This window comes from Burkholderia gladioli, from assembly GCF_000959725.1.
Taxonomy (GTDB): Bacteria; Pseudomonadota; Gammaproteobacteria; order Burkholderiales; family Burkholderiaceae; genus Burkholderia; species Burkholderia gladioli.
Genome location: NZ_CP009322.1, coordinates 1,322,279 through 1,346,817 on the forward strand (window position 1 = coordinate 1,322,279; position 24,539 = coordinate 1,346,817).

The following is a 24,539-nucleotide window of genomic DNA, read 5'->3' on the forward strand; positions in this document are numbered from 1 at the left end:
AGGATCACGGTCGAGTGGCGGCGGGCGGCGGCGCAATCGTCGTCGGGCGCGGTGCCTCGGTGGTGCCGGCCGATTCCGCGGCCTTGCCGATCGGCTCGCCGTCCAGGGCCGCACCGACCAGCTTGAAGAAATCGTCATAGCTGGCCGCATCGGTCAGCGTCCAGGTTTTCGAATCGCCATTGCTGTCGTAGACGGTGTTCTCGAAGCGCGCGCGCACCTCGGCGCCGCCGTGTCCGTCGGCGCGCACGCTGACCAGCGCGGTGGTGTACTGGTGATCGGGCTTGGCCGGCAGGGCGCCGAACTTCTGCTTCAGCGCGCCGCGCAATACCTCGTGCCATTTCGCGATCAGCACCTTGCTGCGCCCGCCCTCGACGATGCCCGACTCGACATCGCTCGTCACCGGCGAATAAGCTTCCGCCTTCAAAGCCGCAGCTACCGCCTCGATGGCGTGGTCTGGCGTGGCACGCGCGAAGCCGTGATGGCGTACCTTCTCCAGCCTCGCGCGTTCGGCGGGGGTGAGATCGACGGTGACCTGGCGCGAGCTGTAGCGGATCATGCCACCGCCCGTGCCGGTGATGCGCTCGTTGGGATTCTGGTTCGCGCAGGCGGCCAGCACGAGGCTGGCCAGGGCCGCGCCGAGCAGGACGGCAGGGCCTGCGCGCATCAAGGCGAACCTCGCAGTAAAACTCGCATGAGGGAAGCGGAAATCGGGATGAGATCCCGATTTTAAGGCGCGGTGAAGCTTCCTCCAATTGAAAGATTCTGCTAGATATGCAAGAAAATCTTGGAAATGGAGCCGCCGATGCGCCGCCTGCCGCCCTTGAATGCCCTGCGCAGTTTCGAAGCCGCCGGGCGCCTGAAGAGTCTCGCCAAGGCCGCCGACGAGCTGTGCGTCACGCATAGCGCCATCACCCAGCAGATTCGCGTGCTGGAGGACTACCTGGGACAGAAGCTGTTCGAGCGCAAGGGCCGATCGCTGCAGATGACGCCGCGCGCGCGCCAGTACCTGGCCGACGTGGCGAGCTGCCTGGGGCGCCTCGGCGAGGCCACCACGCAGATGACGGGCGAGGCGGCGGCGCGCGTGATCCGCGTCAATACCTCGGCCTCGTTCGCGCACGGCTGGCTGGTGCCTCGGCTGGCGGCCTTTCAGGCGCGGCATGCCGATATCGACGTGCAGATCGTGGTGTCGGCCGAGATGAGCCTGGACCAGATCGAGGAGTCGAACGACGTGATCGTGCGCCGCTACGAGCCGAACCTGCGCCGTTACGGTTATGTCTCGCGGCGGCTGATGGCGAACCAGGCGGTGGCGGTCTGCTCGCCGCGCCTGCCCGACCTCGACCGCCTGCGCGAGCCGGCCGACCTTCGCAATGCGCGGCTGCTGCACTACACCGGCATCGTCGAGGCCTGGCGCTTCTGGTTCCTCAATGCCGGCGTGCCGACCGGCGAGACGCTCGGCGGCCGCTATTTCGAGCAGTTCTTCCTGCTGTTGCAGGCGGCCGTCTGTGGCCTCGGCATCGGGCTCGTGCCGCGCGCGATGGTGGCCGGCGACATCGAGCAGGGGCGGCTCGTGCAGTTGTTTCCCGAGGTCCGGCTCGAAGGCGCGCCGTTCCACTGCCTGTATCGCGATGCCCCCAACGACCGCGAGTTGACGGTATTCCTCGACTGGCTGTTCGAGAGCGCGGCCTGAACGCCGCGCACTCGTGCCTGTTTCAGGCGGTCGCCAGCGCGGCCGCGAGCCGGTCGAATTCCGGGCCCCAGGCGGCGCGCCAGGCCTGCCGCGTCGCCTCGTCCACCCAGGCGCCGTCGATCCCGTTGAGCATGAATTCGCGCAAGGCCTCGATGCCGAAGCCGAAATGGCTGTGCATCAGTTCCCAGGCCTCGCTCGGGTTGACCTTGTGCAAGGTCGGGTCGTCGGTATTCGGGTGGATCTTCAATCCGAGCCCGGGCATCCGGCGGATCGGGTGCCGTTCGGCCCACTGCTCGGGCGGCAGCGTGCGCAGGTAGTAGGAATTGGTCGGCACCACCGTGAACACCGTGCCGCGCGCCGCATGGCGCTCGGCCAGCGCCGGGTTGTCGACGATCGTGTAGCCGTGGTCGAGCCGGTCCACCCGCAGCAGCTCGAGCGCGGTCTCGACGTTGCGCCAGGGCATGCCGAACTCGCCGGCATGCGCCGTGGTCCGGAAGCCGGCCTCGCGCGCCTCGCGATAGGCCTTCCAGAACAGCTCGGGCGGGCGGTCGTTCTCGCGGTAGTCGATGCCGATCCCGGCCACTTCCTCGGCGCGGCAGGCCTTCATCCAGTCCACCATCTGCACCGCCTCGTCGGGATCGGCCTCGCGGTCGATGCTCGGGATCAGCCTGGCGCTGATGCCGAAATCGCGCGCGGCGTCGCGGATCGCGGTGACGATCGCGGCCTGCGCGTCGGCATAGGCGATGCCCGACACGCGCACCGTGCCGGTCGGATTCCAGAAGAACTCGCTGTGGCGCACGTTGTGCGCGGCCGCGTCCTCCAGGTATTCGTAGGCGAGGCGGCGCAGGTCGTCGGCGCGCGTGAGCAGGTGCTGGTCGAGCGCGCGCAGCACGCGCAGCACGCCCACCGGCTTCTCGCCACGCGTGTAGAAGGCCTCGATCTCGGCGCGCTCGATCGGCGCGCGGGTGCGCTCGGCCAGCTCGATGAAGGTCTCGCGCCGCACCGCGCCCAGCAGGTGGCAGTGCAGCTCGACCTTGGGCAGGGCGCGGAAGAAGGCGCGATGGGCCGGCGTCAGGACGATGCCGGTGCGCGCGGCCGGCACGTTGCCGGGTGTCTCGTTCATGGGAATCTCGTTTCTCGTTATCGGTATTGCCTGGATCCTGCAGCAACAGCGGGTGATGAAGGTCGTGAACCCGCAGCTCTCAATGCGGCTTCACGACGGTCCAGAAGTAGTAGCCGAGCGGGACCGCCAGCAGCACCAGCCCCAGCGGCACCTCGCGAAAACGCCCGGCCAGCAGCTTGACCAGCACGTAGCAGAGCAGCCCGCCGGCGATACCGGTGCCGAAGCTGTTGGCCATCAGCGTGAGCAGCACCATCGACAGCACCGGCAGCGCGTCGGTGAAGTCGTCGAAGCGGGTCTGGCGGATGGTGCCGAACATCGACAGGCCGATCAGGATCAGCGCCGGCGCGGTGGCCTCCTTGGTGACCATCAGCGCCACCGGCACGAACAGCAGCATCAGGGCGAACATCGCGGCGGCCGCCAGCGAGGACAGCCCGCTGCGCCCGCCGGCCTCGACTCCGGCCGCCGACTCGACCAGCGCCGTCAGCGCCGGAATGCCGAGCAGCGGGCCCAGGGTGGCGGCGATCGAGTCGACCAGGAACGGGCGATTGATGTTGGGCAGGTTGGCGTGTTCGTCGAGCAGGTTGGCCTTGGCGCCCACCGCCAGCGTGGTGCCTAGCGTCGAGAAGAACTCGGCGGCGAAGAAGGCGAACAGGTAGGGCAGCGAGGCGAGCGTGAGCGCGCCGGGCAGGTCGAGCTGGAACGCCACCGGGGCGATCGGGTGCGGCCAGGAGAGCCAGGCCGCCGGCAGGTGGGTCACGCCGAGCGGCACGCCGGCCGCCGCCGCGATCAGGATCGCCCACAGGATCGCGCCGGGCACCTTGCGGCCCTGCAGGACCACCGCGGCGGCCAGGCCGATCAGGGCCACGCAGGTGCCGGGGCGCGTGAAATCGCCGAGCGCGAGGGTATTGGTCCTGGCGTTGACGATCACCATGCCCGCGTTGCGAAAGCCCAGCACGGCGATGAACAGGCCGATCGAGGCGCCCAGGCCGAGCTTGATCTGCGCCGGCACCAGCCGCATCACCAGGCTGCGCGCGCCGGCCAGGGTCAGCGCCAGGAACAGCAGCCCCGACACGCAGGCGATGCCGAGCCCGGTCTGCCAGGGCACGTGCTCCGCGCCGGCCAGGGTCACGCCGACGATCACCGAGCCGCCGATGCCGGGCCCGACCAGGAACGGCAGGTTCGCATACAGCCCCATCAGCACGCTGGCCAGCACGAACACGATGATGGTGGCGGTGGTGGCGGCGCCGCGGTCCATCCCGCCGCTGGCCAGCAGCGAGGGGATCACCACCAGCAGGTAGGCCGCCGCCAGGAAGGAGGTGAGGCCCGCCAGCACCTCGGTGCGCACGCTGCTGCGGCGCTCGCGCAGCGCGAAGCGCCGTTCGAGCCAGTTGTCCGGCGCCGCTGCCTGCGGGCCCTTGCTTGCTGCCATGTTCGTCTTCATCCTGTCTGAATTATTTGGCATCGCCCATCCCGCCTATACTGCGGCCCATCCCGTTCAACCGCCGGCCTGCCGCGCTTTCCCGACGATGCCGTCCAACCGTTCTCCGCTGCTGCCCGCGCTGACCCTGCGCCAGGTGCAGTACTTCGTGGTGCTCGCGCATGCGCGCAGCTTCACGCAGGCCGCGCAGTCGCTGTCACTGACGCAGCCGGCGCTGACCGCCGCGATCCGGCAGATCGAGTTCCTGCTCGGCGGCCCGCTGTTCGCGCGTTCCTCGCAGGGGCTCACGCTGACGGCCGCCGGCGCGAGCATCCTGCCGCTGGCCGAGCGCCTGCTGAACCAGGCGCGCGGCAGCTTCGACGACATGGCGCGCACCTTCAGCGAGCGCACCAAGACCGTGCGCATCTCCTTCATTCCTTCCGTGGCGGGGCGCCTGCTGCCCGCGCTCAAGGCCTTGCGCTCGCGCCATCCCGAGCTGCGCTTCGCGCTGACCGACAGCCCGAACCCGGCGCTGACGGCCGCCGTGCGCGACGGCTCGGCCGATCTCGGCATCGGCGTGCACGAGCCCGAGGACAGCGACGAGACACTGCGCTACGAGGACCTGTTCGAGGACGAACTGGTGGCCGTGCTGCGTCGCGACGATCCGCTGGCGCGCCGCAAGTCGGTGCCCTGGGCGCGGCTGGCCGATCGCGAGCTGGGCGGCTTCGTGCGCGGCAGCGTGATCGATGCGCTGGCCCGCACCGGCGGCGCGCAGAAACTGCCGCTGGAGCTGGCCTACCGGATGGAATACACCGAGCCGCTCTATGCGCTCGCGCGCAACGGCCTGGCGGTCGCCATCCTGCCGAGCCTCTACACCCTGCACCTGCACGATCCCGAGCTGGTCGCGCTGCGCCTGGACAAGCCGCGCGTGACGCGCGCGATCTCGCTGATCTCCCTGCCCGGCGACGATCGCGGCCCGCACGTGCGGCTGTGCCGCGAGTGGCTGCGGCGCGGCTTGTAGCGCGTCGGCTGGCTCGTCGCGATGATCCGCATGGCGAACCGTGCCGGTCGCCCTCGGCCGTCGCCGAGCGGGGCTCGCGTTCCACGCAATGCCCCCAACGTTCCGCGTGACGCGCCCTCAGGGCAGCGTCGCGATCTTCTCGCGCAGCGTCGCGTAGAAGCGATCCGCATCGACCTCGGTGATCCAGGTCGCGTTCGGCTTGCGGCCGCTGTGCCCGCTCCAGTCCACCACCGTCTCGCCGAGCGTCCACTGCCCGGTGGTCTCCACCTCGACATTGACCAGCTTGCCCTTGAACAGCGAGGGATCGACCAGGTAGCCGGTCGCGCTCGGGTCGTACATCGGCGCCGATTCGACACCGCGCCGCTTGTTCTGGTAGGCCACCTCGGCCGCCATGATGTCGGCCACGACCTTGCCGCAGCGATTGCCGAGCGCGCGGAACGGCTCGATGCGCGCCGGCGTGATCGGCGCCTTGACCGCCACGTCGCGCGGCAGCACCACGATCGGCACGCCCGAGGCCAGCACGATGCGGGCCGCTTCCGGGTCGACATAGACATTGAACTCGGCGGCCGGCGTGATGTTGCCGCGCTCGAAGAAGGCGCCGCCCATCAGCACGATCTCGCGCAGCGCGTCGCGGATCTCGGGCGCCTCGGTCAGCGCGGTGGCGAGATTGGTCAGCGGGCCCAGCGCGCAGATCGTCACGCTCTGTTTCGGCGCCGCGCGCAGCGTCTCGACCAGGTACTGCACCGCGTGCTGCGGCGCGACCGGCGCCTGCGGCTCGGGCAGCTCGACGCCTTCCAGGCCGGTCTTGCCGTGCACGTTGGCGGCCGTGATCAGCTCGCGCATCAGCGGCCGCGGGCAGCCGGCGTAGACCGGCAGCGTCCGGGTGCGTCCCGCCCAGTCGCGGATGATGCGCGCATTGCGTTCGGTCAGCTCGAGCGGCACGTTGCCGGCCACCGCCGTCAGCGCGCGCACGTCGAGCCGGTCGCTGGCGCCGAGCGCGAACAGGATCGCGATGGCGTCGTCCTGTCCCGGATCGCAGTCGATGATCACGCTGCGCCGTTCGCCGGCGGCAAAGCCGGCGAGCGGCAGCAAGGTGCCGGCCGCGAGCGCGGTGCCGGTCTTGAGGAAGGAGCGCCTGCTGGTGTTGGACATGGTTTTCCGGAGTTAGAAGACGTGACGGATGCCGAGCGTGGCCACCATCTGGCGATTGGTGGTCGAGCGCGCGAAGGCGAAGATCTGCGCATGGGACGCGTCGCCCGCGGCCTGCTGCACGATCACCGTCAACGCGATGTCGGTGGCCTTCGACAGGAAGTAGTCGGCCTGCAGGTTGACCTGGTGCCACTTGGGCTTCTGGTTGATCACGTCGTAGGTGCCGCGCGTGAAGCCATAGGCCGCGCCCAGGAACAGCGAGGGCGTCATGGTGTAGACCACGTTCACGCCCATGTTCTGCAGATGCAGGTGCGAATTATCCAGGTAGTCGTAGTGCACGTCGGTAAACAGCGCAGCGAACTGCGCATGGCCGATCGTGTAGAAGCCGCCGGTGCCGGCGATGCGCTGGCGCTTGGCATAGACAGACGGGTTGGTCGCGCTCTTGTCGAAGATCAGGATCGGCGAGGCGTAGTCGTTCGAGATCGCGCCGTCCGGGTTGCTCGGGCTGAACGGGTTGTTGTACTGCGCGTAGACGGCGCTCCAGCGCAGCGGGCCATGCTCGTAGCCGAGCCCGAAGCTGTAGGCGTTGTTGTTCGCGAAGCCGGTGGCGTTGCTGAAGCCGTATTGCGCGGTGCCCTTCAGGCCGAACCATTCCGGGCTCACGTACTTCACCGAGTTCTGCACGCGGATGTCGTTGTAGCCGTTGTCGTTGTCGCCGATGTTCACGCCGTTGCTGGCGATGATGATCGGGCCGATGTAGTCATGGATCGCGTCGTACTGGCGGCCGAAGTTGAGGGTGCCGTAGCGCTTGTCCGCCAGGCCGACCAGCGCGGTGCGCCCGAACATGCGGCCGTTCTGCGAGGCGGTGCCGGTCATCACGTTGAAGCCGTTCTCGAGCTGGAAGATCGCGCTCAGCCCTCCGCCCAGATCCTCCTTGCCCTTCAGGCCCCAGCGCGGATTCTGGTTGGTGCCGGACAGGGCTTGCCAGGCGTTCTTGCCGCCCTGGTTGGTGGCGTAGCCGACGCCGGCCGAGATCAGGCCGTACAGCGTCACGCTGCTCTGCGCCGATGCCTGGATCGCGACCGCGCCGAGCACCGCGAGCGGGGCGAGTTTGAGAGAGGTCTTCATGCGTGTGGTGGGTGCGAGTCGTTCGAATGATTGGGATTGCTTGGGAACGGGCTCGACTATACGAAGCCGGGTTGAATAAAAAAAGTTTGTGATTTTTATGAATCCATCAATTCGATTTATGGGGATGGCGGAGGATGCACGGTGCCGGGCATGGCGACGTCGTGCTGGCGACGGGCGGCCCGAGCGAGGCCCGGTGAGGGCTTGCGGGCGGCGAGGCGGTTTGCGGTGGGAAGGGGAAGCGAGCGCGCCGGCGGCCTGGCCGCTGGCGGGCGCCCGAGGATGGTGCGCGGCGCACGTGGATGGCGCAGCCAGGCGCGTCGGGCCGGGGTGCCCGACTGTGGTTCGATGACAACGCCCGCCGCCGGCGGCGGGCATGCACGATCTTCGTCGGTGCCGGAGCGAGGCAGCAGGCGGGCAGCGGGCGCCGCCTCGCCGTCGCGATCAGTTCAGGCGCTTGAGTTCGCCGTCGTCGGCATACCAGTCGACGGTCTTGCCGCTGGTATTGACGGTCACCGCGCGCGGCTCGCTGAACTGGTCGAAGGACTCGATGCCGGTCTCGCGGCCCACGCCGCTGTTCTTGAAGCCGCCCCAGGGCGAGGCCGGGTCGAGCCGGTGGTGGTCGTTGATCCACACCATGCCGAATTCGAGCTTCGAGGCAACCCGGTGCGCCCGCGCGACGTCCTGCGTCCACACTGAGGCGGCGAGGCCGAACTGGGTGGCGTTGGCGATGCGCAGCGCGTCGGCCTCGTCGTCGAAGGGCATCACCACGGTCACCGGCCCGAACACTTCCTCCTGGCCGATCTCCGAATACGGGTCGACGTCGTACAGCACGGTCGGCTCGATGAAGAAGCCGGCGCCGAGCCCGGCCGGCTTGCCGCCGCCCGTCAGCAGCTTCGCGCCGGCTTGCTGCGCGCGCTCCAGCATCGCCAGGATGCGCTGGCGCGAGCGCTCGGAGATCACCGGCCCGAGCTGAGTCTTCAGCTCGGCCGGGTCGCCCACGCGAATGCCGGCCGCCTTGGCGCGGAAGCGCTCCAGGAAGGCCGTGTAGATCGATTTCTGCACCAGGATGCGCGCGCCGCACACGCAGGTCTGCCCGGCGCCGATGAAGGACGCGAAGGCCGCGCCGTTCACCGCGCGCTCCAGGTCGAAATCGTCGAACAGCATCACCGCGCCCTTGCCGCCCAGCTCGAGCGTGGTCAGCGCGAAGTTGCGCGCGGCCGCCTCGCCGATCGAGCGGCCCACCTCGGTACCGCCGGTGAACACCACCTTGCGGATCAGCGAGTGATTGGCGAGCGCGGCGCCGGCCTCGCGGCCCTCGCCGTTCACCACGTTGACCACGCCCGGCGGCACGCCGGCTTCCTGCAGCAGGCGCACCAGCCGCACGGTGGTCAGCGGGGTCTGCTCGGAGGCCTTGATCACCACGCTGTTGCCGGTGGCCAGCGCGGGCGCCAGGCTCTTGGAGAGGATCATCAGCGGATGGTTGAAGGAGGTCATCAGCGCCACCGTGCCGAGCGGCACGCGCTGCGTGTAGCAGAGGTAGGGGCCCTCGATCGGGATCACGTCGCTGCGGCGCGTCAGCGCGAGCGCGGCGAAGTAGCGATAGAACTGCGGCAGCCGCGAGATCTGCGCGCGCGTCTCGGTGATCGGCCGGCCGTTGTTGAGCGTCTCCAGCTTGTAGAACTGCTCGAGATCGGCCTCGAACAGGTCGGCGAAACGGTTCAGGATGCGCGCGCGCTGCTGGATCGGCAGGTCGCGCCAGGCGCCGCCCTCGAAGGCGCGATGCCCGGCCTGCACCGCGCGATCGACGTCGCGCGCGCTGGCCGCGGCCAGCACGCCGATCTCGGCGCCCGTGGCGGGATTGAGGATCGGCAGGGTGCGGCCGCCTTCGGCGGTGGTCCATTGGCCGTCGATGAACAGTGGCGCGTCGAGCGAATTCGGGTTGGAGGTGTCCATGAGTGTCCTTGGGGCAAAACGATTCATTTCAGGGAGGCGGCGCGCGCCTCGACGTGCTGCGCGCCGGGCGCGTCGGGCATGTCCGGCGCATCGGGCAGAAGGTCCTCGAGGCGTTCGCCGCTCGGCTCGACGCCGAGCCAGGCGACCACCACGATCTGGATCGCCAGCAGGCCGATCATCAGGGCCAGCACGCCGACGATGCCGTAGCGCGAGAACAGCGCCACCACGATGAAGGGCGTGACGATGGTGGCGCCGCGTCCGAGCGTGTTGCACAAGCCGGAGGCGCGCAGCCGCACCGCGGTGGGAAACAGCTCGGGCACGTAGACGGCGAACAGCAGGGCCACCAGCACGTAGATCGGTATGGTGAGCAGCAGGCCGATCACCGGCAGCAGCGTGGGGCTGGCGACGAAGGGGTAGATCGCGCCGAACAGGATGGCCGCCAGCGAGGCGCCGATGATGGTCGGCTTGCGGCCCCAGGCATCGGCCGTGAACGCGCCGATCGCGCTGCCGATCGGCGCGCCGACCGACATCACCAGCGCGAAGCCGAACGATTTCGCGATGCTCATGCCCTGGTGCACGAAGAAGGTCGGCAGCCAGGTCACGAAGCCGTAGAGCAGCGTGTTGATCACCACCAGGGTCACGCAGCCGACGATCATGCGCGGCAGCAGCGAGCCGGCGAACAGCGAGCGGAACGAGGCGGGCGAGGGTGCCGCGGCGCGCGCGGCGACCGGCATCGGCAGCGGCTGGCCGCCGCGCGAGGCGGCCACCTCGGTCTCGATGCGCGTCATGATCGCCTCGGCCTCGTCGTCGCGGCCGACCGACTCGAGCCAGCGCGGCGATTCCGGCAGCGACTTGCGCGCGTACCAGACGCCGAGCGCGCCCAGCCCGCCCACCACGAACATCGCGCGCCAGCCCAGCGAGGGGATCAGCAGCAGGCCGATCAGCCCCGCCACCGGCAGGCCGCTCACCACGAACACGGCCATCAGGCCCTGCAGGCGGCCGCGCCTGGCCGGCGGCACGAATTCGGCCAGCGTCGAATAGCCGACCACGTTCTCGGCGCCCAGCCCCAGCCCCATCACGAAGCGGCAGGCGATCAGCAGCGTCATGTTCGGCGCGAGCGCCGCGCCCAGCGAGGCGATCCCGAAGATCGCCAGGTTGGCCTGGTAGGTGAAGCGCCGCCCGAAGCGGTCGCCCAGGAAGCCGGTGACGAGCGAGCCGAGCATCATGCCGAGGAAGGTCAGCGAGACGAACAGCGCGTTCTGCGTCAGCGTCGAGAAACCGGATTGCAGCGTCGCGCCGAGCACGGTCGAGGCGACATAGATATCGAAACCATCGAAGAACATGCCGATGCCGATCAGCCACATGATGCGGCGATGAAACGGCGACATCGGCAAGCGGTCGAGCCTGGGGCCTGCATTGACGATCATGCTTGTCTCCATCCGGCGCGGTGCCAGCGGCCCGCGCCTGTTTCGTTGCGGCGAACCTCGCGCGGGCGGCTCAGCGGGACTGCATCAGTCGCAGGCTGCTGACCGTCAGCATGTCGGTGGCGGCCCGGAAGTTCTCCTCGATGCTGCTCTCCAGCGCGCCGTGGAAGAAGGCCTTGCACTGGCGCGCGCCGGTGTCGTCGAGCGCGCGCACGCGTTCGACCAGCCGCTCGGCTTCGGCCGCCAGCGCCTCGCGTTCGCACACGCGCGTGACCAGCCCGGCGCGCAGGGCTTCCTCGGGCGTGATCGCATCGCCGAACAGCAGCATCGGGAACAGCGCCTTCGGCAGCGCGTAGCGGCCCGCGTAGGCCATGATCGCGGCTGGCGGCAGGCCCTTGCGCATCTCGGGGAAGGCGAGTCTGGCGCCCGCCGCCACCAGGGTGAAATCGCACAGCATCGCCAGGCCCAGGCCGAAACCCATCGCATCGCCCTGCACCTCGGCGATCGAGATCAGCGAGCTGGCCCGCAACAGGCGCTTCATCTCGATCAGCCGCGCCACTTCCCGGCGGATCGACACGGCATCGGTGCCGGCGCGTTCGCGGCCGAGGCAGAACGGCTCGCCGCTGGCGCGGATCCGCAGCACGCGCGCGCCCGGCTCCAGCGCCTCGGCGCGCAGGGCCGCCGACATCGCCTCGAACATCGCCGCGGAAATCTCGTTGCCGTGCTCGGGGCGGTTCAGCGTGAAGCTCAGCACGTCCGCCTGCCGTTCGATCAAAACCGGCTCGGACAAAGGGTTTCGGTCCATCTCGTCTCCATGTGTATAATCTGTATACAGCGTATTCAGTAAACTCTCGAGGTGTCAATGCCCAATCCAAAAAGCGTCCGAAAGCCGTCTGCGAGCGGCGAATCCGAAGCGGCGGCCAACTCGCTCGGCTCGATCGCGAAGCGTCACCATGCGCGCCTGCGCATGATCGAAGCCTCCGGCGATTCCCTCAGCGAGGGCCTGGTGGTGCCGGCCTTGCGCGAGGCGATCGTGGAGGGCGTGCTCGCGCCGGGCAGCCGGTTGTCCGAAGTCCAGGTCGCCAGGCAGCTCGACGTGAGCCGCACGCCGATGCGCGAGGCTTTCGCGCAACTGGAGCGCGAGGGGTTGGTGACGATCGTGCCGCGCGTGGGCGCCTATGTGCGCAACGTGACGCCGCGCGACGTGGAGGAGATCTACACGGTGCGCGCGGCGCTCGAATGCCTGGCGGTGCAACTGGCCGCGGAGCGCATCACGGCGCTGGGCGGCGCCCAGCTCGACGAGGTGATCGCGGCGATGCGGGCCAGCGTCGAGGCGGATGACGCCGGCGCCTATGTGGACGCGCTCGATCGTTTCTACGCGATCGTCATGACCATCGCCGACAACCGCACCTTGCAGGCCAACCACGCGGCCCTGATCGGGCCGGTCCGACGCCTGCGGCGCATCGCGATGGCGCGCGGCGGGCGCATGCGCGCTTCGTTCGAGATGGCGCTGAGGATCCGCGAGGCGATCGTCGCGCGTTCGCCGGAAGGGCCCGCGCTGATGCGCGAGCAGTTGCGCGGCGCCTGCGCGGCCGCGCTCGAGGTGCTCGGTCAGGGAGATTCGGCCGAGCTGGGCTGAGGATGCGCGCTGCGCGGCGCGATTCATCGATGACGGTCTCTTCGGCGGACCGGCAACAGCCGGGTTCGCCTCAAAAAACCTGGGCGCCTTGGCGCCCGGCCTGGTCAAGGAAGCCGGATCGGCTTCATCCCCATCTTTTTCGCGATCAGAACGGCAGGGCCGGCAGGCTCGGCAGCTTGATCGCGTGCACGCCGATCGCCGAGGCGTCGTAGCGCTCGGCACCACCGCTCGGCGTGTTGACGATGAAGGGCACGCCGGTCTGGTCGGCGCGCACCAGTTCCGTCGAGCCGCCGCCGTCGAGGTTGATCGCGTCGTCCGCGCCGATCGCCTTCATCAGCTGGGCCGATTGCGCATTGGTGGTGCCGGTCGAATAACCGGGCAGGCGCCCGTCGATCACCACGAAGTACAGATAGCGGCCCTGGTGCGAGAGGCCGACCAGGGTGCGCGGGTTCGGATTGAGCGGGTCGCCTTCGTTCGGGCTTTGCGCGCTGAGGTCCTCGCCGTTCTTCAGCAGGATCGCCGAGCCGGCCACCGCGGTGTCGATCAGCTTCAGGTCCTGCGCCGAGATCTGCGGCGCCTGCGCGATATAGGCGCGGCCCTGGCGCGTGATCGCCAGCACCGCCTCGCTCTGGGTCGGATCGCTGGTGAGCGGGCTCACCACCTGGCCGTGCGAGACCAGCAGGCCGATCACCGTCTTCGGCTCGGGCGTGGCGGCGCAGCAGGGCGCGAAGAAGTTCGCGTTGATCGCAAGGCGCACGCCGGTGCGGGCCGCGAATTGCGAAATGGTTTCCGCGGTTGTCATCAGCGGGCCGCTATGGCCGGTGGTCTCCACGCTCACGCCCGGCGCGCGCAGGTCGATGCGCATCACGTAGGCGCGGCTGAGGGTCGGCTTGCCGCCCGCCGTGGCGGGGTTCGAGGGCACCGTCGCGGTTTCGGCGTCGACGCCGAGATAGACGGTCGAATAACCGCTTTGGGTGATCTGGGTGGTGGGATCGGGCAGGGCGGCCTGCGCGCCGGCCGAAGCCAGGCCGAGCAGGGCCGCGGCGGCGAGCGACTTGAGGATCATCGAAACGGGGAATCGAACACGGGGCATGTCGTTAATCTCCATGGACGGCAGCGGCGACGAGCGTGCCGCCGCTTGCCGTGCCCCAGACCTTAGCGGCGCAGCATTACTGCGATGTGATTTCTTCCGATCATTCGGCTTTCGGAATCGACGTGCATGTCGGGTAATGCGAAGCGAGGGGCGATCTCGGGCGAGTGAGTTTGTTCTCTCAATCGCGTCGTTGAGATAAGAAAACTTATCTGCGTAGTAACGAGATGCAGCCGGCACGGCAAGTCGACCAGGATTTGACCTGCTTTGGAAACTCAATCAGACGAATCAAACAGATTCGTCTGAAATTCAGAACTTAGGCGATTTTGCGTCAAGAACTTGGCAATTGTTGATAGTTATCTTTCATTGCTTCGGTAAGCTCGCGTCCCATAACTAACGAAATGGACGCGGGCCACGTCGAAGAGAATGAACAAGAATGCGCATCGCCTGGTGTATTCCAGGCTTCGGGGTATGGTGATGGCCGTCGCCGAGACGACCACGGCCGAGGGCAAATCCGCAAGCGGCGAGGCGCGGCGGGTCAAGCGATCGTCAGGCATGCGTGCTGCCGCGGTACTGGCCACCTCGGCGGTGGCCGGCGCTCTGTCGACGCCGGTCCAAGCGCAAATCGTTGGGGTGGGGCCGAGCGCGCCGGTGGTGATCCAGACGCCGAACGGGCTGCCGCAAGTCAATATCAACAAGCCCGGTGGTGGCGGTGTGTCGGTCAACACCTACAACCAGTTCGACGTGCAGAAGGCCGGCGCGATCCTGAACAACTCGGCCACGATGGTCCAGACCCAGCTTGGCGGATGGATCAACGGCAACCCGAACTTCGGGCCGAACGATGCGGCGCGCATCATCGTCAACCAGGTCAACAGCCCGAACCCCTCCCAGATCCGCGGCGCGCTGGAGGTCGCCGGCGCCCGCGCGGAGCTTGTGCTGGCGAATCCCTCGGGTATCTATCTCGATGGCGCGGGCTTCATCAACACAAGCCGCGCGACCCTGACCACGGGCGTGCCGTTCTACGGAGCCGACGGCTCGCTGGCTGGCTACAACGTCAACCGTGGCCTCGTGACCGTTGCCGGGGCGGGCCTCAATGCCTCGAATCTCGATCAGGTCGACATCATTTCTCGTGCCGTGCAGTCCAATGCGGCGATCTACGCGAAGAATCTGAACGTGATCGCCGGCGCGAACCAGGTCAATCACGACACGCTTGCCGCGACGCCGATCGCCGGTGACGGTCCTGTTCCCGCTGTCGCGATTGATGTGGCCCAGTTGGGTGGCATGTATGCCAACAGGGTGTTTTTGGTTGGCAACTCGGCAGGCGTCGGTGTCGCGAACGCAGGGACGATCGCGGCGCAGGCAGGCGATCTGACGCTGCAATCGAATGGCCATCTGGTGCTCACGGGCAAGACGATGGCGAGCGGCAACCTCGCGTTGTCGGCCGCGAACGGGATACAGAATAGCGGTACGACTTACGCTCGGCAGTCGCTGTCGGCCAGCATCGGCACCGATCTCACGAACAGCGGGACGCTGGCGGCGCAGCAGAATACGAGCGTGAATGCCGGCAGCGTCAATTCAACCGGCACGCTCGGTGCGGGCGTGAACAACGATGGGGCGGTCGGCCATGGCGGCGACCTGAACCTGACGGCCTCCGGTCAGTTGAGCGCAACCGGTCAGAATGCTGCCGGTGGCAATGCGTCGTTGACTGGTGCCAGTGTGAATCTCGCCGGCAGCCAGACGACAGCAAACGGCAATCTGTCGCTGAACGCGACAGCCGGCGACGTGAACCTGTCGAGCGCGACTACCAGCGCACAAGGTACGGTCAACGCGAAGGCTTCCGGCTCGATGATCAACGACCACGGCAGCGTGTCGAGCGGCGCGGGCACGATGCTGAGCGGCGGTGCCTTGTCGAACCAGGGCGGCAAGGTCACGTCGCAAGGCCCGCTATCGGTCGACGTGGCCGGCCAGATCGCCAACCAATTCGGCGAGCTGGTTTCCGAGAGCACGGCGGATATTCGTGGCGGCGCCATCGCGAACAACCAGGGCACCCTGCAAAGCGCGGCCGGCATGACGGTGATTGGCGCGTCGCTGGACAACACGGCAGGTCGGATCACGTCGCTCAATGGCGATGGCCTGTCGCTGACGACCAGCGGTAAATTGACCAACGCAGCCGGCACGACGGCGAACGGCGCGCAAGGCGGTGTCATCGGCGCCAATGGCGATGTTAGCGTGCAAGGCGGCAACATCGCGAACCACGGGACGATCACGTCCAACACGAATCTGCGTGTCGCGGGCCAGTCGATCGACAATGGCGCTGGCGCGCTACGAGCTGCGCGGAGCATCGCAGTCGATGCCGGCGCGCATCTCACGAACAACGGCGGCTCGATCGGCGCCCAGGTGGCAACGGTCAGCGCAACCACGCTCGACAACAGCGCCGGCACGGTACAAGCCGATCAGGTTTCGCTCACCGCGGTCGATCTCGCGAACCACGGCGGCACGATCACGCAAACCGGCACCGGCGCGATGCGCGTGAGCGTTTCGGGCACGCTCGACAATGCCAAGGGCACGCTGCAAACCAACAGCACCGACGTCATGCTCGCCCCGGCCTCGCTGGTGAACGACGGTGGCACGATCACGCATGCCGGCACCGGCAAGTTGACGCTGGGAAGCGGGACAGGCTCGATGTCGAACGTCGGCGGCTCGATCGCGAGCAACGGGCGCGTCGTCGCGCAAACCGCCACGTTGGACAACACGTCGGGCTCGATCAATGCGCAGAACGGGCTGATGGCAAGCGTCGCCGGCACGCTGAACAATGCGAGCGGCAAGCTGTTGTCGAACACAGATCTGAACGTCGCGAGCGGTACGCTGGCGAACGACTGCGGCCAGGTCGGTGCGGGCACGAGCGCAACAATCCACACCGGTTCGATGACGAATCAGGGTGGCTCGATCGTCGCGCCGAACCTGTCGGTCACCGCCGATTCGAGGCTCAACAACAGAGGCGGCAGGCTCGAGGCCAATCAGATGGCGCTGACGGCCGCCAATCTCGTGAACCACGGCGGTACGATCACGCAGTATGGATCGTCGGCGATGGCGATGAACGTCAGCGGCACGCTCGATAACTCGGCGTCCGGCGTGATCCAGACCAACGCCACCGACCTGACGCTCACGCCGGCCGAGCTGGACAACGCGGGCGGTACCATCACGCACGCCGGGACCGGGACGTTGACGATCGCACCGGGCAATGGAGCCAATGCGCTGAACAACGCCTTGGGCACCATCGTGACGAAGGGGCTAGCCATTGTCCAAGCGGCTGCCTGGAACAACGGGAGTGGCATCCTCGCCGCGCAACGCGGCATCGACGCGACTATTTCGGGCGATGTGAACAACGCACAGGGTTTACTCCGTTCTGACACGTCGCTGTCGCTGACGAATGGCGGTGCGCTGTCGAACCAAGGCGGGCACGTCCAGGCCGGACAATCCAGCGCGGGTGACACCAGCACGCTCGCCGTTCAATCGGCATCGATCGACAACGCGGATGGCGACATCGTCGACCTCGGTACCGGCAAGATGACGGTGCAGGGAGGCAGCCAGATTGCCAACAGCCATGCTGGCGGCGTGGCGGGCATGGGCGCCATCACCGGCAACGGCGATGTGACGGTCAGCGCGGCGTCGATCAGCAACAGGCAAGGAGGCCAGCTCAGCGGCGCATCGCTTCATGTCCAGGGCGGCGCCCTGGACAACAGCGGCGGCCGCATTGGCAACATCGTTGGCAACGTCGCGAATTCGAGCGGCGACGTGAACGTCACCACAACCGGCGCGATCACGAATACGAACGGCCAGATCAGCTCGACGCACGATCTGGCGGTCGCCGCGGCCATGCTGAAAGGCGGCGGCACCTACAGCGCGACGCATGACGCCAAAGTGCATCTCCAAGGCGACTACACGGCGGCGTCCGATACCCAGTTCAATGTCGGTCACGACCTCGCTTTCACCTTGCCCGGCACCTTCACGAACAACGCGAGCCTGCAGTCGGTCAACATGCTGAGCGTCGACGCAGGCAACATCGTCAATGCAGGCGCCTTGACTGCCGGCGGCTTGCTGCACACGCAGTCGACCAACCTGACCAATACCGGCGCGCTGGTGGGCGCCAGCGCCTCGCTGAACGCGACGAATACGATCTCGAACCTCGGGCCGACCGCGCTGATCGGGGCGTCGGACAGCAACGGCACGCTCGACATCCTCGCGCGCGACATCGAAAACCGCGACGACACGACCGCGACCGACTCGATGGCGACGGCGGCCATCTTCGGCATGGGCAAGGTCGTGCTGGCGGGCGGCAAGGACGCGAGCGGCAGCTATAGGAACGCCGCGCTCGTCAATAACGTGTCGGCCCTGATCCAGTCCGGCGGCGACATGGAACTGCACGCGGACAAGGTGACGAACACGCGCCGCGAGGTGAAGACGTCCACCAGCCAGATCGACCCCGCATCGCTTGCCCAGTTCGGCATTCCGATCAGCGGTCGCACAGGCCAGATCAATGTGAAGGATCCGGACAACATCGGCGGCGTCTACACCGAGCCGCCCCATGGCGGTCAGTGGAACAGCGATTATCAGTTCACGACCTATTATGCGGACAGCGCGACAGCGACAACCGTGACGGACCTCAGCCCGGCCGCCCAAATCGTGTCGGGCGGCAAGATCGATGCGTCGTCGGTCGGTACGCTGCAAAACTACTGGAGCGACATCGCGGCGGTCGGCGACGTCAAGATGCCAGCCCGCTACGACGCCGACGGCTGGGCGGCCTCCGGCCAGAAACTGCCGGGCGTGACGGTCTCCTACTCGGGGCAATATCACTACAACAACTACGACAACACCGAGCACGACTGGCAACTGCCGTTCGGCAACGCGCCGTTCGTCACGGGGCGCCCGGGCGGCTACACACAGGCGGCGCCAGCCTCCCTCAAGGATTACACGCTGCCGGGCTATTTTTCGACGCTGAGTTCGAACGGCACGATCTCGGGCACGGGCGTCAGCGTCAATAACACGGCCGGTAACGCATCGATTCCGCCGCTTGGCCTGCTGCCGGGGCAATCGGTGCCGGGACTCACGCCGACCAAGCTGAGCGGTAACGCGAGTGGCGCGAAATTGGGGGCGTCGTCGGTGCACGGCGGGCCGTCCGCGCCGGTCGATCCGATCCTTCCCAGCGCGACGGCACTGAACGTCCTAAACAACCTCACCATTCCGCAAGGCGGCTTGTTCAAGCCGACCGCCGCGCCGAACGCGAGCTATGTGATCGAGACGAACCCGGCGTTCACGAACCAGAAGAACTTCATCTCGAGCGACTACTTCTTCAGTCAGATCGGTGTCGACCTCACGCATATCCCGAAGCGCCTGGGAGACGGCTTCTACGAGCAGCAACTGGTACGCAATCAGGTGACATCGCTGACGGGCAAGGCAGTGCTCGGACCATATGCGGACCTGCAGACGATGTATGAGTCGCTGATGGCGGCCGGCGCCGATCTGTCGAAGTCGCTCGATTTGCCGATCGGCGCGAGCCTGTCGGCCGACCAGGTCGCCAAGCTGACCAGCAACGTGATCCTGATGGAAACGCGCGTGGTCGACGGCCAGTCGGTGCTGGTGCCGGTCGTGTATCTGGCGCAAGCCAGCCAGCAGAACATGAATGGCCCGCTGATCGCCGCAACCAATATCGATCTCCAGAACGCGCAGACGTTCACGAACAGCGGCACGGTCAAAGCGGACAATACGCTCGCGATTCAGGGCAAGCAGATTGACAACGCATTCGGCGCGCTGCAAAGCGGCGGGCTGATGTCGCTTTCGACCGAGAACAACATCGATCTGACGTCGGCGAACGTGAAGGCCGGCAGCCTGCAGTTGGACGCGGGCAAGGACCTGATTCTCGACACGGCGACGAAGACGAACACACGCGTGAGCCGGGACGGCGCGACGAGCGTGGTCACCACGCTCGGGCCGACTGCCAAACTCGACGTTGCGGGCGATGCATCGATCACGACCGGCGGCAACTTCCAGCAGAGCGCGGGCGATCTGTCCGTCGGCGGTAATCTCGGCATGAATGTCGGCGGCAACTGGGATCTCGGTGCCGTGCAGACCGGCGAGCACAAGATCGTGCAGCGGGCCAATGGTGTGTCGAATACCGATATCAACAAGGTCGCCGGCAGTTCGATCAGCGTCGGTGGGCAATCGAATGTCGTCGTGGGTGGTGACCTGACGGCGAAGGGCGCGCAGATCGACCTCGGGCAAGGTGGGACGCTTGCTGCCAAGGGAAACGTCACGCTGGAGGCGGCGAGTGCGACCTCGACCGTGAACAGCAACAGTTCGGGCAGCGAAAGTCACGGCAGCTATGCAGAGACGCTGCACACGTCCGACCAGACACTGACCGGCACGACGCTGAAGGGGGGCGATACGGTCACGCTTGCATCGGGCAAGGATCTCACGATCAGTGGCAGCACGCTCAGCTTGAGTACAGGTAATGCGAATCTGATGGCGAGCGGCGACGTGAATATCGGCGCGGCAACCGAAACGCACGAGCTGAACTCGCACGAAACGCATAGCCATAGCAATGTGGTGAGCGGTGTGAAGATCGCGAGCGGGATCGACCAGACGGCGACTTATAGCCAGGGCAGCACGGTGTCGGCCGACGGCATCAACGTCGTTAGCAACCGCGACATCAACGTGACGGGCAGCAACGTGGTGGGCACGAACGACGTCACGTTGCAAGCCAAGCGCGACGTCAACATCACGACCTCACAAGACACGACTCAATCGTCGAGCTATTTCGACAAGAAGGAATCGGGCCTCCTCACGAACGGCGGTCTGTCGGTGACGGTGGGTTCGCGCTCAGCCGCGCAGCAGGACCAAAGCAGTTCCGTGATGAACAAAGGGAGTGTGATCGGATCATCTGAGGGCAATGTCACGATCCAGGCTGGAAAGGACGCGACGATGACGGGGAGCACGATTGTGGCGGGCCAGGATGTCGGAGTCGCCGCGCAGAACGTGACCGTGAATGCCGCGTACGACACCTACAAGGACGCGCAGTCGCAGCAGTTCAGCCAGTCGGGTTTGAGCGTCGGATTGGGCGGCGGCCTGGTCGGACTCGGTCAGTCGATGGCAGGCGCCGTCCGCCAAGGCCAGCAGTCGGGCGATTCGCGCCTCGCGGCGGTACAAGGCGTGGCGGCAGCCGAGCAGGCATACCAGAACCGCGGCGGGATCAAGAGTGCCGCCAATGCCCTGTCGAACGGTAACGTCAGCGAGGCCGCCAAGGGCGTTCAGGTACAACTCAGCATCGGGTCGAGCCATAGCAGCAGCAATTCGACGACATCGCTTTCGGATGCGAAGGGGGCGTCGATCATCGGCAATGGCAACGTCTCCATTGTCGCGACCGGCACCCCGGACGCGAACGGAAATGCCCAAGCAGGTACCGGCAACATTGCGATGACCGGAGCGTCGGTACTCGGCAAGAACGTCGTACTTGATGCCAACAACGCGATTACGTTGCAGAGCGCGCAGAGTACCGAGCAGAGCACCAGCTCGAACAGTTCGACCGGCTGGAATGCGGGCGTGGCGATCGGCGTGGGCAAGAACACCGGCATCAGCGTCTTCGCGAATGGCTCCAACGCACATGGCCAAGGCAATGGCGATGGCGTCACGCAAACCAACACCACGGTGGCGGCCGGCAACAATCTGACGATGACCTCGGGCGGTGACACCACGCTTACCGGCGCACGGGTCTCGGGTGATAAGGTCAAGGTCGACGTCGGCGGCGATTTGACGATGACGAGTCTTCAGGATACATCGAACTACAGCAGCAACCAGCACAACACGGGGGCGAGCGGTAGTTTTACGTTCGGCTCAGGTGGCGGTGTCGACGCATCGATCGGCCATACCAGTATCGACGCGAACTATGCGTCGGCGAACCAGCAATCCGGCATCGTGGCAGGCAAGGGAGGGTTCGATGTCAACGTGGCGGGCCACACGCAACTCAACGGCGCGCAGATCGCGAGCGCCGCGCCGGCCGATAGCAACACGCTGACGACCGGCAGTCTCGGATTTACCGACATCCAGAACAAGATGTCGTATTCCGGATCATCGGAGGGTTTTTCGACCTCGGGAGGGCCGACTTTCGCACAGACGGGTGACAGCGCGAGCGGCGTCACGCACGCGTCGGTAAGTCCGGCGCAGATCGTTGTGAAGTCGGACGAACAGAACGGCACGGATAGCACGGCTGGCCTGTCGCGCGACACCGCGAACGCGAACCAGACGGTGGAAAACACCTTCAACCTGCAGAAGGTCCAGAACAACCTGGCGTTTGCGCAGGCGTTCGGCAAGGTCGCGACTTTCGCGGTGGCGGAAGCGGCGACGCAGTTGGAAAACAGTAATCCGCAGATGAAGGCGCTGTTCGGCGAAGGCGGGGCGGGGCGCGACGCGCTGCATGTAGCCGTGGCGGCGATCGGCGCGGCGCTGTCGGGTGGCAACATTGGCGGAGCGGTTGCTGGTTCGTTGGCGGGCGATGTGCTGCAGTCCCTGGCGCAGCCGATCATCGATCAGACAGTGAGCCAGTTGCCGCTGAGCGCACAAGCCGCCGCGCGCAATGCACTGAACGAGATCGTGGCGACTGCCGGTGGTGCGGCGGCTGGTGCTGTCGCGGGTGGCGGTAGTGCGTTGGCCGGTGCAGGGTCAGCCATCAACAACGAGCTTTACAATCGGCAGCTTCACGTAGAAGAGGTGAAGGTCGTCGAACAACTCGCGAAGGAGAAAGCGCAAGCGGTATGCCGCGGCGACTCAAGCTGCGTGACGCAGGCGACGACCTACTGGACCGACATGCTCGAGCGCGCGGCGAAGGGCATGGTCGACGACACGGCGAACAAGGAGAACATGGCCTATCTGCAGACGCTGATCCAGACGGCGAACAATCCGACCAGCGAAGGCGCAATGGGCGGCCTCAGCTCCTACCTGATGAACCTTCAGACGGCGCAAGACATGTTGTCGCAGTATATGGGCAAGCCGATTCTGGTGCGCGGTTCGCCGATGATCTCCGATGGGTCGGCACAGACGTATTTCAGTGCGACACCCGCGCAGCGTTCTGACCAGTATTTGAACTCTGTACTGGGTTCGCTCCCAGGCTCGATCGCGCCAGGCGCAAGCCAGCGTGATCAGGATCGGTTGAGTAACTTCGCCACGCAAAATGGTTCAGTGAGGCCCGATTACACGATCGAAGAAACGGTCATCGGCGGTATTCTTACCAGCAAGATCGCGTCAACGGTAGCGCGCGCAGGTGAGTCGATTGATGTTTGGTTGGCGGGGCCAGTGAATCCGACAGGCAAAGGGTTCATCAGCACTGGCAAGGTAACGATGGAGAGCATGCCGGTGAAATTGAATACTGCGGAACAAGGCGTGCTGTCACAACTCGACCAGCTTCCGTCGAAGGATTTGCAGGGGCAGGCCCGTGAATATGTGGCGAACAACTACTTCGTACGCAACGGCTTTACTCCATTGGATGGTAAGTGTGGCGTCAATTGCTTCGACGGCGTCTACATCAAGGGGGACACGGTATATATCAACGAAGTCAAGCCATTGAACGCGAACGGATCGGTCCAACTTAATGGCCCATCCGGTAGCTTGCCGACGCAAATGACTGATGGATGGATTGATAGCGCAGTTGCCCGTCTTCGAAGTGGAGATGCAAATCAAAGGGTAACTGCCGACCTGATCCAGAAGGCAATTGATAGTGGCAAACTCGTAAAGGTCGTTACGGGTGTTAATTCGAATGGCGCAACACTTGTGAAGATAAAATAAGGTGTCGAAATGGATGCAGAGGCGATTAAGCGAAAATCTTTTGGATTTTATGCGGCCATGCTGCATATTCCGGAGGTTTCAGGCAAGATCCGCAATCGGATCAAGCCTATTGATTTGAGGCGCTGTTATGATGGACTTTCGAGAGATCACTCTGTGGTCGGACTTTATGATTATTTTGTCAATGGCGATATGCCATCGCTCAAAAATAATTTATACGTCTCGTGTGTTCTCAAGTTGACTTCCCTCGCCATAAGCGAGGATCGCTTCGAGCTGCAAACACCAGATTACTTATTGTACGCGATGATGTCCGACTCCAATGCGATGGTCCAGGCGTTCTCGGTCGTCTCACCTCAGGGGTTCGTGAGTGCAAGAGAAGATCCATTAAATAATCAGTTCTATGTTCACATGCTTCAGTTGGCTATGACGGGCGACGATGTTTCTCTAGCTGACAAGATTCGCCGAATGGCGAAGAACGGGCGGAAGCCACTGAGAACTGAATGCGAGTGTGGTGAGGATTTTTTCTCGAGGTTGATTCGTGGCGATAAAGAAGGGCTTGAGCAAATCATTCGCACTGACGCTTTACGCAAGTCGGAGCACGTGTATACAGAGGATTATTTTTCATTCTTGGCTGTACTGGAGGCGAAACTGTGCTGGCGCCGAGGTGTTTTTGTCGAAGTCGATCATCCGCTGGTGCCAATGGAACTGATGCCGGTGAAGCCTCTCGATCACTACGATGACGTCTACGACTTTCTGAAACCCGGTTGGGTGCCTCCTCCTCAAGGACTGATCGGCCGCGTTTCCCGGTGGTTTAAGACATGATCGATCGACGTCCCGTGACGCTGAGGTAATGATGAAGAAAGCCAAATGGTCGGCGGCTCTGATGTTTGCTATGTCAGCGCTTCTCGCGGCATGCGAGACCGTGCCACCTGATGCTCCGCCGCGTCCTCCGCCGAAACCGGAAATGGAGCCCGTGTTGCCGTCGTGGTCCAGCACGATCTGGGTTATGGGCTTCTGGAAATGGAGCGGTACCGAATGGGTTTGGATTCCGGGGCATTTAGCACCCAAGCCATAAAATCG

General features: G+C 65.7%; 15 protein-coding genes. 6 read left to right on the top strand and 9 right to left on the bottom strand.

The features are described from left to right. Positions 1-4 precede the first annotated feature (4 nt). Positions 5-664 (bottom strand): hypothetical protein, encoded by a 660-nt coding sequence (locus tag BM43_RS06375; protein ID WP_052710561.1) that lies wholly within the window; start codon positions 662-664, stop codon positions 5-7. Between the two features lie 138 nt (positions 665-802). Here BM43_RS06375 and BM43_RS06380 point away from each other — a divergent pair, with 138 nt between their 5' ends. Next, positions 803-1,687, top strand: a complete 885-nt coding sequence (locus tag BM43_RS06380) for a LysR substrate-binding domain-containing protein (protein ID WP_036057292.1) — start codon at positions 803-805, stop codon at positions 1,685-1,687. A 22-nt stretch (positions 1,688-1,709) separates the two neighbouring features. Here BM43_RS06380 and add read toward each other — a convergent pair whose 3' ends face one another. Both add and BM43_RS06390 read right to left on the bottom strand, forming a co-directional pair. Further along, positions 1,710-2,810 (bottom strand): adenosine deaminase, encoded by a 1,101-nt coding sequence (gene add / locus BM43_RS06385; RefSeq protein WP_036056313.1) that lies wholly within the window; start codon positions 2,808-2,810, stop codon positions 1,710-1,712. Between the two features lie 79 nt (positions 2,811-2,889). Then, on the bottom strand, positions 2,890-4,239 hold the full coding sequence (locus BM43_RS06390) for an NCS2 family permease (RefSeq protein WP_036056311.1): 1,350 nt from the start codon (positions 4,237-4,239) through the stop codon (positions 2,890-2,892). A gap of 97 nt (positions 4,240-4,336) precedes the next feature. On the opposite strand from BM43_RS06390, the gene BM43_RS06395 reads away from it, so the two are divergent. After that, a complete protein-coding gene (locus tag BM43_RS06395; RefSeq protein WP_025101227.1) occupies positions 4,337-5,248 on the top strand; it encodes a LysR family transcriptional regulator in 912 nt (303 codons plus the stop codon). Positions 5,249-5,365: 117 nt separating this feature from the next. On the opposite strand, the gene BM43_RS06400 is transcribed toward BM43_RS06395, so the two are convergent. The 5 genes from BM43_RS06400 to BM43_RS06420 form a co-directional block, all read right to left on the bottom strand. Then, complete coding sequence (locus BM43_RS06400) at positions 5,366-6,400, bottom strand: nucleoside hydrolase (RefSeq protein ID WP_036056309.1); 1,035 nt, start codon at positions 6,398-6,400, stop codon at positions 5,366-5,368. Positions 6,401-6,412: 12 nt separating this feature from the next. Then, on the bottom strand, positions 6,413-7,525 hold the full coding sequence (locus tag BM43_RS06405; RefSeq protein WP_036056307.1) for a porin: 1,113 nt from the start codon (positions 7,523-7,525) through the stop codon (positions 6,413-6,415). A 441-nt stretch (positions 7,526-7,966) separates the two neighbouring features. Continuing rightward, positions 7,967-9,478, bottom strand: a complete 1,512-nt coding sequence (locus BM43_RS06410; protein WP_036056305.1) for an aldehyde dehydrogenase — start codon at positions 9,476-9,478, stop codon at positions 7,967-7,969. Positions 9,479-9,501: 23 nt separating this feature from the next. After that, positions 9,502-10,905, bottom strand: coding sequence for an MFS transporter (locus BM43_RS06415; RefSeq protein WP_036056303.1), 1,404 nt, complete (start codon positions 10,903-10,905; stop codon positions 9,502-9,504). Positions 10,906-10,975: 70 nt separating this feature from the next. Beyond that, positions 10,976-11,707 carry an enoyl-CoA hydratase/isomerase family protein gene (locus tag BM43_RS06420; protein WP_013690280.1) on the bottom strand — a complete coding sequence of 244 codons (732 nt, stop codon included), beginning with the start codon at positions 11,705-11,707 and terminating at the stop codon, positions 10,976-10,978. A gap of 57 nt (positions 11,708-11,764) precedes the next feature. Between BM43_RS06420 and BM43_RS06425 the strand changes: the two genes are divergently transcribed. Continuing rightward, complete coding sequence (locus BM43_RS06425) at positions 11,765-12,541, top strand: GntR family transcriptional regulator (protein WP_036056301.1); 777 nt, start codon at positions 11,765-11,767, stop codon at positions 12,539-12,541. Positions 12,542-12,686: 145 nt separating this feature from the next. Here the strand turns inward: BM43_RS06425 and BM43_RS06430 are convergent, their stop codons facing one another. Then, on the bottom strand, positions 12,687-13,634 hold the full coding sequence (locus BM43_RS06430; protein ID WP_157693227.1) for a phosphodiester glycosidase family protein: 948 nt from the start codon (positions 13,632-13,634) through the stop codon (positions 12,687-12,689). A 423-nt stretch (positions 13,635-14,057) separates the two neighbouring features. On the opposite strand from BM43_RS06430, the gene bcpA reads away from it, so the two are divergent. From bcpA to bcpO, 3 genes are all read left to right on the top strand, one after another. Beyond that, a complete protein-coding gene (gene bcpA / locus BM43_RS06435; RefSeq protein WP_036056296.1) occupies positions 14,058-23,462 on the top strand; it encodes a contact-dependent inhibition toxin BcpA in 9,405 nt (3,134 codons plus the stop codon). 9 nt (positions 23,463-23,471) lie between these two features. Beyond that, positions 23,472-24,281, top strand: a complete 810-nt coding sequence (locus BM43_RS38505) for an immunity 49 family protein (protein ID WP_036056294.1) — start codon at positions 23,472-23,474, stop codon at positions 24,279-24,281. A gap of 70 nt (positions 24,282-24,351) precedes the next feature. After that, positions 24,352-24,534 carry a CDI system lipoprotein BcpO gene (bcpO, locus tag BM43_RS38510; RefSeq protein ID WP_226809489.1) on the top strand — a complete coding sequence of 61 codons (183 nt, stop codon included), beginning with the start codon at positions 24,352-24,354 and terminating at the stop codon, positions 24,532-24,534. Positions 24,535-24,539: the final 5 nt, after the last annotated feature.

What these genes read in the sequence shown, in the direction of transcription:
- BM43_RS06415 (WP_036056303.1), bottom strand. Translation starts at nt 10,905, where the DNA reads ATGATCGTCAATGCAGGCCCCAGGCTCGACCGCTTGCCGATGTCGCCG.
- BM43_RS06405 (WP_036056307.1), bottom strand. Translation starts at nt 7,525, where the DNA reads ATGAAGACCTCTCTCAAACTCGCCCCGCTCGCGGTGCTCGGCGCGGTC.
- BM43_RS06430 (WP_157693227.1), bottom strand. Translation starts at nt 13,634, where the DNA reads ATGCCCCGTGTTCGATTCCCCGTTTCGATGATCCTCAAGTCGCTCGCC.
- BM43_RS06390 (WP_036056311.1), bottom strand. Translation starts at nt 4,239, where the DNA reads ATGGCAGCAAGCAAGGGCCCGCAGGCAGCGGCGCCGGACAACTGGCTC.
- bcpO (WP_226809489.1), top strand. Translation starts at nt 24,352, where the DNA reads ATGTCAGCGCTTCTCGCGGCATGCGAGACCGTGCCACCTGATGCTCCG.
- BM43_RS06400 (WP_036056309.1), bottom strand. Translation starts at nt 6,400, where the DNA reads ATGTCCAACACCAGCAGGCGCTCCTTCCTCAAGACCGGCACCGCGCTC.
- add (WP_036056313.1), bottom strand. Translation starts at nt 2,810, where the DNA reads ATGAACGAGACACCCGGCAACGTGCCGGCCGCGCGCACCGGCATCGTC.
- BM43_RS06375 (WP_052710561.1), bottom strand. Translation starts at nt 664, where the DNA reads ATGCGCGCAGGCCCTGCCGTCCTGCTCGGCGCGGCCCTGGCCAGCCTC.
- BM43_RS06425 (WP_036056301.1), top strand. Translation starts at nt 11,765, where the DNA reads ATGCCCAATCCAAAAAGCGTCCGAAAGCCGTCTGCGAGCGGCGAATCC.
- BM43_RS06420 (WP_013690280.1), bottom strand. Translation starts at nt 11,707, where the DNA reads ATGGACCGAAACCCTTTGTCCGAGCCGGTTTTGATCGAACGGCAGGCG.
- BM43_RS06380 (WP_036057292.1), top strand. Translation starts at nt 803, where the DNA reads ATGCGCCGCCTGCCGCCCTTGAATGCCCTGCGCAGTTTCGAAGCCGCC.
- bcpA (WP_036056296.1), top strand. Translation starts at nt 14,058, where the DNA reads ATGAACAAGAATGCGCATCGCCTGGTGTATTCCAGGCTTCGGGGTATG.
- BM43_RS38505 (WP_036056294.1), top strand. Translation starts at nt 23,472, where the DNA reads ATGGATGCAGAGGCGATTAAGCGAAAATCTTTTGGATTTTATGCGGCC.
- BM43_RS06410 (WP_036056305.1), bottom strand. Translation starts at nt 9,478, where the DNA reads ATGGACACCTCCAACCCGAATTCGCTCGACGCGCCACTGTTCATCGAC.
- BM43_RS06395 (WP_025101227.1), top strand. Translation starts at nt 4,337, where the DNA reads ATGCCGTCCAACCGTTCTCCGCTGCTGCCCGCGCTGACCCTGCGCCAG.